This is a genomic window from Streptomyces sp. NPDC088707, assembly GCF_044752725.1.
In the GTDB taxonomy this organism is placed as follows: domain Bacteria; phylum Actinomycetota; class Actinomycetes; order Streptomycetales; family Streptomycetaceae; genus Streptomyces.
The window spans coordinates 1-11,826 of the sequence record NZ_JBIVLV010000018.1; the positions used below are offsets into that span (position 1 = coordinate 1).

At 70.2% G+C, this 11,826-nt stretch carries 12 protein-coding genes and 1 pseudogene; 4 read left to right on the forward strand and 9 right to left on the reverse strand.

Annotated features, from left to right (window positions below; all coding sequences use genetic code 11):
- Positions 1-434 precede the first annotated feature (434 nt).
- The 7 genes from ACIP84_RS36355 to ACIP84_RS36385 all read right to left on the reverse strand — a co-directional run bounded on the left by ACIP84_RS36355 (position 435) and on the right by ACIP84_RS36385 (position 6,772).
- Positions 435-1,862 (reverse strand): ERF family protein, encoded by a 1,428-nt coding sequence (locus ACIP84_RS36355; protein WP_401804161.1) that lies wholly within the window; start codon positions 1,860-1,862, stop codon positions 435-437.
- Between the two features lie 211 nt (positions 1,863-2,073).
- Positions 2,074-3,333, reverse strand: coding sequence for a DUF2637 domain-containing protein (locus tag ACIP84_RS36360; protein ID WP_401804163.1), 1,260 nt, complete (start codon positions 3,331-3,333; stop codon positions 2,074-2,076).
- 111 nt (positions 3,334-3,444) lie between these two features.
- Positions 3,445-4,269, reverse strand: a complete 825-nt coding sequence (locus ACIP84_RS36365; RefSeq protein WP_401804165.1) for an ATP-binding protein — start codon at positions 4,267-4,269, stop codon at positions 3,445-3,447.
- Positions 4,270-4,300: 31 nt separating this feature from the next.
- Complete coding sequence (locus tag ACIP84_RS36370) at positions 4,301-5,518, reverse strand: hypothetical protein (RefSeq protein WP_401804168.1); 1,218 nt, start codon at positions 5,516-5,518, stop codon at positions 4,301-4,303.
- Positions 5,515-5,838, reverse strand: a complete 324-nt coding sequence (locus tag ACIP84_RS36375; RefSeq protein ID WP_401804170.1) for a hypothetical protein — start codon at positions 5,836-5,838, stop codon at positions 5,515-5,517. Before ACIP84_RS36375 ends, ACIP84_RS36370 begins: the two co-directional genes overlap by 4 nt.
- Positions 5,839-5,912: 74 nt before the next feature.
- On the reverse strand, positions 5,913-6,209 hold the full coding sequence (locus tag ACIP84_RS36380) for a WhiB family transcriptional regulator (protein ID WP_401804173.1): 297 nt from the start codon (positions 6,207-6,209) through the stop codon (positions 5,913-5,915).
- Positions 6,206-6,772 carry a hypothetical protein gene (locus ACIP84_RS36385; RefSeq protein ID WP_401804176.1) on the reverse strand — a complete coding sequence of 189 codons (567 nt, stop codon included), beginning with the start codon at positions 6,770-6,772 and terminating at the stop codon, positions 6,206-6,208. Before ACIP84_RS36385 ends, ACIP84_RS36380 begins: the two co-directional genes overlap by 4 nt.
- Before the next feature lie 444 nt (positions 6,773-7,216).
- Between ACIP84_RS36385 and ACIP84_RS36390 the strand changes: the two genes are divergently transcribed.
- The 4 genes and pseudogenes from ACIP84_RS36390 to ACIP84_RS36405 form a co-directional block, all read left to right on the forward strand.
- A complete protein-coding gene (locus ACIP84_RS36390) occupies positions 7,217-7,846 on the forward strand; it encodes a ParB N-terminal domain-containing protein (RefSeq protein ID WP_401804178.1) in 630 nt (209 codons plus the stop codon).
- A gap of 27 nt (positions 7,847-7,873) precedes the next feature.
- A complete protein-coding gene (locus ACIP84_RS36395) occupies positions 7,874-8,488 on the forward strand; it encodes a hypothetical protein (protein ID WP_401804180.1) in 615 nt (204 codons plus the stop codon).
- A gap of 71 nt (positions 8,489-8,559) precedes the next feature.
- Positions 8,560-9,492 (forward strand): peptidoglycan-binding protein, encoded by a 933-nt coding sequence (locus tag ACIP84_RS36400; protein WP_401804183.1) that lies wholly within the window; start codon positions 8,560-8,562, stop codon positions 9,490-9,492.
- A 58-nt stretch (positions 9,493-9,550) separates the two neighbouring features.
- Positions 9,551-9,911 (forward strand): annotated as a pseudogene (locus ACIP84_RS36405) (single-stranded DNA-binding protein); the annotation flags it as partial.
- Between the two features lie 76 nt (positions 9,912-9,987).
- Here the strand turns inward: ACIP84_RS36405 and ACIP84_RS36410 are convergent.
- Together ACIP84_RS36410 and ACIP84_RS36415 are read right to left on the reverse strand one after the other, a co-directional pair.
- Entirely contained in the window at positions 9,988-11,463 is a 1,476-nt protein-coding gene (locus ACIP84_RS36410) for a hypothetical protein (protein ID WP_401804185.1), read from the reverse strand.
- Positions 11,464-11,501: 38 nt separating this feature from the next.
- The gene (locus tag ACIP84_RS36415; protein WP_401804188.1) at positions 11,502-11,792 is read right to left on the reverse strand and encodes a hypothetical protein; all 291 of its coding nucleotides are present in this window, start codon (positions 11,790-11,792) and stop codon (positions 11,502-11,504) included.
- Positions 11,793-11,826 lie beyond the last annotated feature (34 nt).

Below are 11,826 nucleotides of genomic sequence, written 5' to 3' on the forward strand. Positions count from 1 at the left end.
TGGGTGATCGGGGGGCCCGCTCCTTTTTGTGGGGGGGGGGGGGCCCCCACCCCCCCCCCCCGGGGCGGGGGGGGGGGGGGGCCCCCCCGGGGCCCCCCCCCCCCCCCCCGCCCGCAACGGTCGTACCTCGACCTTCGAACCCAGGCGAGCCCGTACCTCGTACCGGGGCCTGGAGGGCACCCGTACCCCGTACCCCACACGCCCCGGTTCGGCGGTGCCCGTACCCGTACCCTCGCTGGGATGCGTACCCCGTACCTCACCCGCGCGCCCCGTACCCGTACCCCGTCGAGGCTTGGAAGCGCGTACCCCGTACCTCTGCCGAGCGGCGTACCCCGTACCCCTGCGGCGGCGGCATGACGTGACGTGACGTCGTAACCGGGTCGGCGAACCGCGCCCCCGGCCGAACTCCAGGCCAGGGGGCGCGTCACATCACGTCACGTCACCTTGAGGATGTCGGCGAGGAACTTGTTGATCCCTGGTGCGGGAACCCTGGTGCCGAACGCGGCGTACGCGGCCGCCGCCTGGGTCATGCCGGCCTGGGTGAAGGCGGCCACGACCTGAGGGCGGTGCTCGCTGACCAGGTTCATCAGGCGGCTGCCTCCCGCCACCTGCTCGATGTCGGTTGCGCCGGGCGGCAGGAGATCGGCGACGTACTCCAGCGTGTCGATGCCGAGGAACTGCGCCTGCATCTGCGCTTCCGCGATCAGCCGGCCGCGTGCCCGCTCGCTGGTGTCTGACGTCTCCGGGGCCAGCCGAAGGGGGAAAGCAGCCGGGATCGTGTCGGCGGCGGGCGGCTGCGGTGCGCTGGGCGCCGGCGTGGGGCTCATGTGCGCGCGGGCGATTTCTTCCCAGTCCATCAGGGCCATGGTGATGGCGCTGTTGGCGTCCACCGTGCCGAATCGCTCGGTGGCGATGGACGTCTGGGCGAGCGGGCCCACCCCGTAGTGCGAGCGCATGTCGTGCAGCGCCTGCTGTCCGTACGTCGGGTTGGCCACGGCCTTGGCGTACTCGTGCTGCACGCGTGCTGCGTCGGGGAGCGGGTCGGGCTGCGGCGCGGCCGGAGGCGGAGGTGCCGGACGCCGGGTCGCCTGCGGCGGCGCCTGGCGGGCGGGGGTGGCCTGCGACCACTCGTCCTCGTAGTGAGTGGGCGGGTCGGGGTGCTCAGCCAGCAACTGTGCATGGGCGGCGCCGGCCTCTTCGGCTCGGCGCTGGACCTTCTCCTGCTGCTCCGCGAGCAGCTTGCGTCCCTGCTGTTCCACGACCTGGCGGAAGGTCAGCGGTTCGTCCGGCATCTGGAGGTCAGCGACCCCCTGGTCAATCGCCTTGTCGCGCAGCTTGCGCAGGGCCTCCGCGTTGTACCAGATCTTCGAGTCCTGGATCTGCTCGATGTACCAGTCGAGCGGGCCTCTGATGGCGGCCGGATGGTCACGGTCACCGTCGTCGGCTCCGTCACCGATCTGGAAGGACTGGATCATCGCGTACTTCATGGCCGCAGTCATGGCCTTGTTGCTGGCCTTGTCGGACGGGTCCGCGCCCTCGCCGATGACGAGGATCGGCGGCATCGTGTCGCCGGAGGGGCCACGGAAGGTGTACTCCACCTCGATGACCGCAACGTTCATCTTGCCGCGGACGAAGTGCTCGTGGCCGACGATCTTGGGAAGCATGCGCAGGCCGTGCCGGGCCATCGGCCCGCGCGCGGCAGCCACGATGTCCTCCTGAGCGCGGAAGGCGTAGTTCTGGTCCTTGTTCCGGCCGTTCTTCCCGACGGGTCCGATCTCCCGCATGACGGCGATCATGGCCTCATCGACGGAGAGGGGGGGAATCTCTGTGGCGTCGTCGGCCACGCTGGTCATGTCGGCCATGTGTAGACCGTCCTCCTGGCTGGCTGTGGAGCGTTGTGTGCCCGCGGCTTGCTCGTACCGGGGCATGTTCTGCCGCAGGGAGGGCTTGCATCCTCCTTGGACATGGTGTTCAGTTTAGCACTGTGGCCGCACAGGGTGGAACGGGGAAACGGTGACGGCGGGCACCCCCTCGTGGAGGTGCCCGCCGCCGGGGACGGAGTGACTCTGAGGGTCAGCCGACGCCCACTAGCTCCCGCTCAACAGTCTTCGCGCGCAGGTAGTCGCCGTACTGCTTCTCGAACTTCGGCTTCACCTTGGCTCGCCCGGAGGCGTCCGAGCGACCAAGCCGTCGGCCCAGGTTGCTGCCGCAGAAAAGCCCTCCTGGCGCGGCCAGCGGATCGTCCTCCCAGTCGGCGTAGGTGCTCGCGTCCCGAGCGTCGCGGTAGAGCTTGAAGAGAGCCGCCTCCGCGTCGTCGCGAGTCATGCCGGTGAACTCGTTCGTCATGACGACCGACTCGACCACTCGGCCAGGCTTGTGGGCGGCCGCCGGCGTGGTGACGACCTGCCTTGCCGGCCGTGCCGCCGGTACCACGACCGCCGACATCGACACCTGCCGCTCGCGCTCGGCGCGTGCCGCTTCCTCACGGCGCAGCTGGTCCTCGCGCTGCTCCTGCCGCAGCCGCTCAGCAGCCTCCCACTCAGCTCGCTGCCGTTCCACGGCCCATGCGTGCTCCCGAGCGGCCTTCTCCTGCTCCATCCGGGCGGCAAGCTCCCGCGCCTCCTGCTCGGCTGCCGCCTTGCGGGCGGCGTCCTCGCGAGCCGTGCGCTCCTTCTCCAGGGCCAGCGTGTGCTCCCGCTCGTCCCGCAGGCGAGCCGCTTCCCGATCGGCCGCCTCGCGCTGCTGCGCGGCCGCGAGGTCCCGGGCTTCCCGCTCCCGCTGCTCCTCGGCGGCACGTACACGCTCGCGCTCATCCCGCTGCCGCTGCTCCTCGGCGTCCCGGTCGGCGCGCTCCTGCTCGGCGACCGCGGCTTGCTCGCGAGCGATGCGGGCCAGGGCAGTGCTGATGGCGCGCCGGTAGGCAAGCCCCGCCTCGGCGGTGACGATCAGCAGAAGCGGGGCGACGGAGTGGATGGCCATGCCGACCCAGTCGCGGTGAAGAGCGCTGTTGCCGACGTTCAGGGCGAGGGTCATCACGCCCGTCATCCAGCGCAAGAGCGCGGGCCACGCGCCGCCACTTCCTCCCAGGCGGGAGATCACCGAGTCGAGGCGAACGACGATGATCACCGCGGCGTCCACGACGAGCGGCAGGATGGGAGCGGTCCACTCCCAGCCGGCCGGACTGACCGCGCGGACAAGTGGCGTGACAGTGAGCACGCTGAAGAGCAGGGCCCCGGCGGTGATTGCCCAGGTCCCTGCCTTAAGGGTGCGTTCAGCTGAGCGGATCTCCGCCTCGGACATCATGGCGAAGCCGGCCGCGAGTGGTGGGGTCACGAAGCTGTCCTCCTGGAGCGTTGGCGCTGCGCTCTCGCTCGTGAGCGCACCGATCGCTCGACAGCCTAGATCACGGCGCGGCTTTCGGCCGTTCTCGTTCCGCATCCCCCATCAGAATGTCCGCCTCGTTCCCCAGGTCTTCGGCTGACGGCGGTCCGCTCCCAGCATCTCCGCCACCTGTGCGTTCTGGCCGATGCGTGAAGCCAGCCGGTCACCGAGCACGTGCGCGACCTGGTCGGAGTCGAGGTTCGTCGTGAACAGCGTCGCCCGCTGGGAGTTCAGTCGGGACGTGATCAGGTTCGAGGTGTGCGTACGTACGTGGTTCGTGGCGTACTCGTCCATCTCCTGGCACAGGTCGTCCAGAATCAACAGGTCGCATCGCTCGTACCGCTCCACGACCTGCGTCGGGGTCAGGCCTGCCGGCGCGCAGTTCGGCCGGAGCCAGTGCAGGAACGTGGCGTGGGAGACGAAGCGGACCATCAGGCCGCGCTCCACGGCGAACGAACCGGCCGCCACCGCGGCGACCGTCTTGCCCGCCCCGACCGACCCGTAGGCCAGCAGGTGCTGAACGGGCAGCCGCACCGTCCTCCGCTCGCCCTCCGGCTTGCGGGCTTCTTCCCTGCGGAAGTCCCTGGCAGCCGCGATGTCATGAACAAACTTGCGGAGCGCCTTCGGGTGCTGCCCGGCGTCGAGGGCCTCCAGGCGGTAGCGCGCGTAGTCGGCGTGGCCGGACAGGCGCAGGGAGTTCACCCAAGCCTGCCGGTACACGTCCCGCTGGTACTCGTTGGTGCTGTCCGGCCGGTCCTCGGTGTGCGCGGCCTTGCCGGGGTCGAGGCCTCGGCGGCGGAGGATGTCGGCGACGGCGGACATCGCTCCTCCGGCGAGTACCGGCTGCCGGGCCTCCGGGATGGCGGGCGCGGGCATGGTGAGGGACATGTCGTCGGTCCTCCTTTCGTTCGTGGACTGGTCAGATGGGGGCATCGATCTGGATGCCGAAGGCGCTCAGGTCGGGGCCGGCGGACGGGCTTGCGGGCGTGCCGTCCGACTGGTCCTGCGGATCGCGCTTCCACTGGTCGTTGGTGAACAGCGGGGCGCGGCCGTCGCGCGGCCCGGGGGTACGGACCCCGGAGACCCGCCGCAGCGCCCGGTCGAACTCGCGCTTGGCAGGCGACCACTCGCCGATCTCACCCAGCGCCTTCCAGATCTGGCGAGAGTCGTAACCGGCTGCGAGCGCTGCACGGATCTTGGTGCGCAGGTTGTGGAAGTACCCGGTCCGCTGCCGCTCCGTCTCCGACATCAGCGGCCCCATCTTCTTCGCCGCGACGAGCTTTTCGGCTTCCTCCCACCACTTCTTCGCGCCCAGCTGGGCCTGCTTGTCGAGCGCGAGCTCCTCGGGCGTCTTGCCCTGCATGCGCTTGAGCGTGGACTCGAACCGGGACTTCGCCGGGCCCCACTGACCGAGCTCGCGGAGCACCATCTCGATGAGCAGCGTGTCGTGCCCAGCGGCGAAGGCGTCCCGGATCCGCTGCGTCAGGTTGGCCTTCGCACGCTCCGTCTGCCGGTCGGTCGCGAGCGGGGCGAGCTGCCCCTGCGTGACCAGCTCCTGCGCCTCGGCCCACCACCGTTCAGCGACTGCGCGAACGCCGGCGTCGGCTTCGGTCTCCACCGAGTCGTCGGCCGGCTCGGAAACCGGCTGTGCGTCGGGCTCCTTGCGGGGACGGCCGGGGCCGGCGGACATCTTCAACACCTCCTCGTCGCGCCGGTTCTTGTAGTGCTGGCCCACGGTTTCCTCGCCGTCGTACCCGGCGGGCGGCATCTGGTGGACGACGTAGCGCACGCCCTTGCAGCCGTTCGGCCGGGTCATGGGCTCGCGGTCGATCGCGTCGGCCGCGTCCAGCTCCTTCAGGTACGGGTCGACCGACTGCTCGCGCGAGAATCCCAGGATCCCGGCGATGCTCTTGCGGGAGGGCCAGCAGGTGCTGTCCCCGCGGGCGACGTTCACGTGCATGGCCAGCACGGCGTAGACGGCCTTCGCCGTCGGCGAGAGGATCTTGCCCCGGTACTTCGGGTGGCTCTTGCTCCCCGGGAACAGGGTCACCCAGTCGGGGACCATGGAGAACGGCGCCTTGCGGCCGACCACAACCTCGAACTGCTCATCGAGTTCGCCGACCTCCTGGCTGGTCACTGGCCCGCTCCTTCCTGGACGTCCTGAGGGGCGAGGCGGTAGACGACGTAGCGGGAATCCTGCTGGCCGCGCCGCCGCGGGACGATGTCCCGCTCCAGCAGCGCGGCGCGCACGAGCTGGCCAACCGCCGTGCGGGCCTGGTGGGGCGTGATGCCGACGGACGCGGCGAAGTCGTCGCAGCGGTGCCATTCGCGGGGGTCGAGGTTCTTGCTCCGCAGGTGCATCACGAAGGCGGTGAGCGTGGCCGCACTGAGCTGGGCGGTCTCGGCCTTATCGGTGGCGAGGTCGATCAGCGCCAAGCGGGTGTCGCTGGGGATCACGAGTGGTTCCTTGCGGGAGGTGTGCCCGAGCCCCCGCACGTGGAGCAGCGGGGGCGGGCAGGGAGTGCGGAAGTTCAGGAGGCGGCCGGGATGCGCTGGCGCTTGGGCGGGATGGGGCCGACGTTGTACGGCAGCGCCTTGCCCAACTGCCGCTCCTCGATCAGCGCGCGCCGCTCGTCCCCGGTGAGACCGCCGGCGATGCCTTCGGCCACGCGGCCCTCGGCGGAGAGTGCACGCTCAAGGCACGCCTCCCGGCCGGGGCACTGCTGGCAGACCTTCTTGGCGTCAGCGATCCCCTGTACGTCAGCGGCGTCGGGGAACCAGAAGTTCGGGTCGACGGCCGAGCACGGGACCTGGGAAGTGCGCCTCATTCCGCAGCCTCCAGGACGGGCAGGGAGAAGTCGGCGGCCGTCAGCTCGGGAAGGCGTTCGAGGGCCACGTCCACGAAGCCCAGCAGGTCGTCCAGAGCAGCAATGCCGACGTCGTCCCAGCTGGGGCTGACGGTGTCCGTCAGGCCGCCGGGGATGTACGTCAGCCCTTCCACGATCTCGCCCGTGATGTCGATGGCCTTGCCCGACGTCGGGTCCAGCGTCACACGCTTGAGGAGTGCCGTGCGGAACGAGGGGCGGACGGTGTAGTCGGTCTCGCCCTTCTCGTCGGCGTAGTCGAGGAGCGCACTCTCGTCGGTGACGGCCCACTTCGGCTTCGCCATCTTGCGGGTGAAGGTGCCCAGCGGCAGGGGGGCGGTTCCCTCGATGGCGGGCAGCTCGGCCGTCCTGCTGCGGGAGCCCTTGTCCTGCCGGATACGTTCGGCGTTGGCTTCGATGACGGGGTCGCAGATCTCCGCGACTCGCTTCAGTACGCGGTAGGCGACCGCAGCCCTCAGCGCCAGGTCGCTCGTGGCGACCGTGGTTGCGTTGTCCTCTTCGGGCATCGCTTCGTACCTCTCTGGTGTGCAGGTCAGGGACCCGCTTTGGAGCGTTGAGGGGCTGGCGCTCGTGGCCTTCCGTCATATGGACGGAGTGAGACCCGAATTCGTTACACCAGACCCGGTGTGGCTGCTCGCTCGTGCGGCCACAATTTCGAACTGTACACCATGTCCAATCCGCTCGCCAGGACATAGTCGCGCGTCAGATGACTTCCTTCCTCCCGGCCCCGACAGGAGCCGGCGGACGCGCAACCGCCGACCTCCCCGACCGGGCCCCGGCGCCGCCCCGTCCGGACACGTGGGGCGGCGCCGGCCGAGGAGCGGCCGCACGGTCCGGCCATGACGGCATGCCCCGGTAGCGAGCCGGGGCGCCGCGGTTGAAGTCCGCGGGCTCGCTGACCACCCGGCCGCTCCTCACACATCGGCCCCAGCCGCGCACCAGGAGCACCCGTGGGACTCCCCGCCCCCCGCTACATCAGCTACATCCCGCTGACCGACCTCCCGGCAGACCCCGCCAACCCCAAGCGGCACGAGGTCGAGCGGATCATCCAGTCCATCAAGGACCACGGGTTCATCGACACCCCCGTCGTGGACGAGCGCACCAGCCTCGTCATCGCCGGGCACGGCCGCCGCGAAGCCCTGATCGAGATGCAGGTCCGCGGCGAGCCGATCCCCGACGGCCTGCTGCTGGACGACGACGGCGGATGGCTCGTCCCCGTCACCCGCGGCTGGGCCTCCGGCAACGACCGCCAGGCCCACGCCGTCCTGATCCTCCTCAACCGGCTCGGCGCCGCCGGCGGATGGGACTCCCACGCACTCGCCGAGATCCTGGAAGACCTCGCGACATCGGACGCCGACCTCTTCGACTCGCTGTGCATCGCCGACGACGAGATGGAGCAGCTGCTGCGCGAGGTCGACCCCGAGCAACTGCCCCAGGGCCCGGACGGCACCGAGACTCCAGAGCGCGACATGGGCGCAGACGACTTCCCCGACGACGGATACGCCGACACCGGCGACAACGAGCGCGAGGGCTCCACCTGCTGCCCCGCCTGCGGCCATCTGTTCAGCCCGGGACGGTAGTCCGGCCGCCGATCTACGTTCCCCGCCATGTCCCGCCGCAAAGAACGCCGCTCCGCCACTCCGGCGCGCGCCCGGCTGCTCACGCCGGAGGTCGAGGCGCGCCTGATCGAGGCCAGCCGGGCGGGACTCGCCGTCGACCTGGCAGCGGTGGCGGCAGGGGTTTCACGGGCCAGCTTCCTGCGCTGGATGGCGTACGGCCGCACCGAGGCCGTCGACCGGTCCGCCGGCTCCGACCCGGACCCCGAACTCGACCGGTTCGTCGAGTTCTACGAGGCCGTGGAGCGTGCCCGCGCCGCGGCCGCGCTCTCCGCCGCCCTCGACATCCGCCGGGCCAGCCGCGGCGGCATCGTCACCACGCACCGGAAGTTCGACCCGCACACCGGCAAGGTGCTGGAGGAGACCATCACCACTCCCCCGGACTGGCGCGCAGCCGCCTGGTACCTGGAACGGCAGCACCGCAAGCAGTACGGCAAGGACGACCACCTGGAGGTCGAGCTGACGGGCGCCGCCGGCGGTCCCGTCGCCGTCGAGCACAGCGGCCCGGCCGCCGACCTGGCCACCCGCCTTGCCGGAACTCTGCACGCACTCCAGTACCCCGACGACGACCAGGGCGACGACCTGGACGACCCGGGCGCGGAGTGAGCCCGGGACGCTACCCCCGGCCAGAGCCCACGGTGCTCCCTCACCGCCCCCTGGCTCCGGAGGAAGCACCCATGACTACCACCCTCTACCCGGGCTCGATCCGCGGCTCGCACTGGTACGGCGACTCGTACCAGGGCGACCTGATGGACCCGAACGTGCTGGCCCTGCACACCACCGAGGGGACCGGCATCGTCTCCTACCGCGACGGCCGGGACGCACCGAACCTCACCGCCCGGCCGAACTTCACCACGAAGCGGTTCGACATCTACCAGCACTTCGCGCTGAACCGTTCGGCGCGCGCCCTGGTGAACCAGCCCGGCGGCGTCGAGACCAACACCCTCAACGTCATCCAGCTCGAACTCATCGGCACCTGCGACCCGAAGCACAAGACGACCTGGGGCAAACTCCGCGCCGGCGTCGACTACATCTACTGGCCGGACGCCCCGGAGTGGGCCTACGACGCCCTCGCCGAGCTGATCGCCTGGATGAACGTCCACATGGGCATCCCGCTCCGGGGCCCGTCGGAGTGGCCGGCCTACCCGTCGTCCTACGGCGCCACTTCGGCACGCATGACCTTCGCCGAGTGGACCGCGTTCAAGGGCATCTGCGGCCACCTCCACGCCCCGGAGAACGCCCACGGCGACCCGGGCAGCATCCCCTTCGCCCGGATCCTGGCGAAGGCCAAGGCGATCGTCGCGAAGCTCAACGGTGGCGGGAAGCCGCCGGCCGGCGGGGGCTCGACCACGCCGAAGCCCCAGCCGACTCCCCCCGCCTTCCCCGGCCGCGACAAGTTCGGCCCCGGCAAGTCCAACCGGTTCGTCAAGCAGCTCGGCGAGCGCCTGGTCGCCAAGGGCTTCGGCAGCCACTACCGCGTCGGCCCGTCCGAGACGTGGGGGGATCCCGACCGGCTGAACGTCCAAGCATTCCAGCGCTCGCACAAGGATCTGCGAGGCGACGCCGACGGGCTGCCCGGCCCGCTCACCTGGAAGCGTCTCTTCTCCTGACCACCCCGCCGGCCCGCACGCGCGGGCCGGCGGCCCCTCCTCCTCGAAAGGCCCATCAGTGGCAGGCGAGACCGTCATCACCATCGTCGGCAATCTGGTCGACGACCCCGAGCTGCGTTTCACCCCGTCCGGCTCCGCGGTCGCGAAGTTCCGCATCGCGTCCACCCCGCGCACCTTCGACCGCCAGACCAACGAGTGGAAGGACGGCGACGCGCTCTTCCTGTCCTGCTCGGTCTGGCGACAGGCGGCAGAGAACGTCGCCGAGTCACTGACGCGCGGCACCCGAGTCATCGTGCAGGGTCGCCTGAAGCAGCGCACCTACGACGACCGCGAGGGGGTGAAGCGGACCGTCTACGAGCTGGACGTCGAAGAGGTCGGACCGGCTCTATCCAGGGCCACGGCGAAGGTGACCAAGGTGTCGGTGCAGCGGGGTTTGTCCGGCCCGGCGCCCGATCAGTGGGCAGGCGGGGCCGGAGCGCAGCGGGAACCGCCGTTCTAGGCGGCCCACTCCACGGGCAGCGTGTCCATGCCGAGCCCGTCGTCTTCCGGCTCCTCCTCCACAGGGGGAGCCGGAACCGTTTCCGGCGGACGAGCCTCGACGGGCGGCTCGGGTAGCGGCTGCGGTGCTTCAGGGCGCTCAGGGACGACAGGAACAGGCTCCGGTACAACCGCGTCCGGTTCGGGCTCGGGTGCTGGCGTCGGCACGGGGGCGGGCCCAGGTGCCGACCCTTTCGGCGGGAGCGTCGGTTCTACCGGGACAGACTCAATGGGAGCCGGCTGCACAGGATCGGTTGGCGGGCTCGACTCCGTGGGAGCCTTCGGCGTGCGCTCCGGGGCTGGTGGGAGGGCCGTCTCTTCGTTGGTAGCCGGAGGCGGGGCAGGTACCGGATCGGTGGCCGTGTGAACTTCGGTGGCGCTGCCCGTGGAGCTCGGAGCGTCGGCAACTATGGCGACCGCGTCGGCCGCGCCGGACGGGACGAGACCGAGCATGCTGCGGCCAGCGCCTCCCAACACGAGCTCAACAGCGCGCAGGAGCTGCTCCGAGTTCGAGTCAGAACTGAGAACGGCCTGGTGAATAGCTTCCTGAGTGACGCCGAGGGTACCGAAGGCTAGGAAGGCCAGCCGGTCCGGCAACGCAGCGAACGGGTTCGAAACGGCGGTCATGGACATCATGCCGGGCCCACCGGGGGCACCGGGCTGAGCCGTCTGCTGGGAGAGGGTGTCGCCCCACTCGTTGAGGCGGCCGTCATCGGTGCCCCAGAGGACGACGCGGCCGTACAGCTTCACGTTCTGGTAGAGATTCTGGTTCGCCTCTTCGGCCGCCCACGCTTCGGCCGATTCAACGTCTGGGAACAGACGGAAGCCGATCTTCTCCCGGTCGTAAGAGAACGTGAACGCTGTCGAGGTGCCGACTGAAGCCTCGCTGTACATGACCTGCCCGTCGGCATCCACGCACTTCGCCTCGTAGGCGCCGACCGGATCGCACTTCATCCGGCCGCCTTCTGCGATCTTCTGGAACGCTGGGTCGCGGAAGGTGTGCGCGGCTGCCTTGTCGCCCTGGCTGATGGACGTGCCTTCACCGTTGGCAACGGACTTCGCGTCGGGATTGAGCCACTGGGCTATGAGCATGCCGCCGGCAAGCGCGGGCGCGGCCACGGCCGCCACCTTCGCCCACCGCGGCGGGCGCGGCCGCCGGTGCTGTCCGGTCTCCTTCATGGGAACAGCCGGAACGACGCCGGCGTCAGGAGCGGCCTCGAAGCGAGGTACGACCTGGTCGGTGCCGAGCCTTTCGTTCATGTCGATGATGCTCGGGCAGTGGTCACGGACAAGTGCCTGTGCCCGCCGCAGCGTCATGCCCTCAATGGCCTGCAATACGTTCTTGACCGCGTACTCGAAGGACTGCCCGGGGCGGACGAACAGGTAGGTGACGCCTTCCTCCTTCTTCTCGAAGGTGACCGCGTCTCCGCCCATGTCCTCTTCGAGGACACGAAGTTCGTTTGAGGCTCGATTCACTGGTTGCGGTCCGGCGCGTTCTGGCCCAAGCGTGCGGCGAGCCGAGCGGCGATCTCCTCCAGGCGCTCGTCGCTGACGGGCTCGATGTCCGAGACGGTCAGGCGAATGCCGGGGCCGGCCTCGGCCACCCGAGCGTGCACGCCGGGGTCAGCAAGGTCCTCGACCTGGTTGCCCACGCAGGGCCGGGCCCGGCGGTCCACTTCGCGCATCATGCTGTCGAAGGCGCGTTGACGGGCCGCCTCACTGAGATGGCGCCGCGGGCGGAGCGCGGCTGATGCCAGCACCATCCCGGCTATCGAGGGGTCTTCAGGTGCGGCGTCG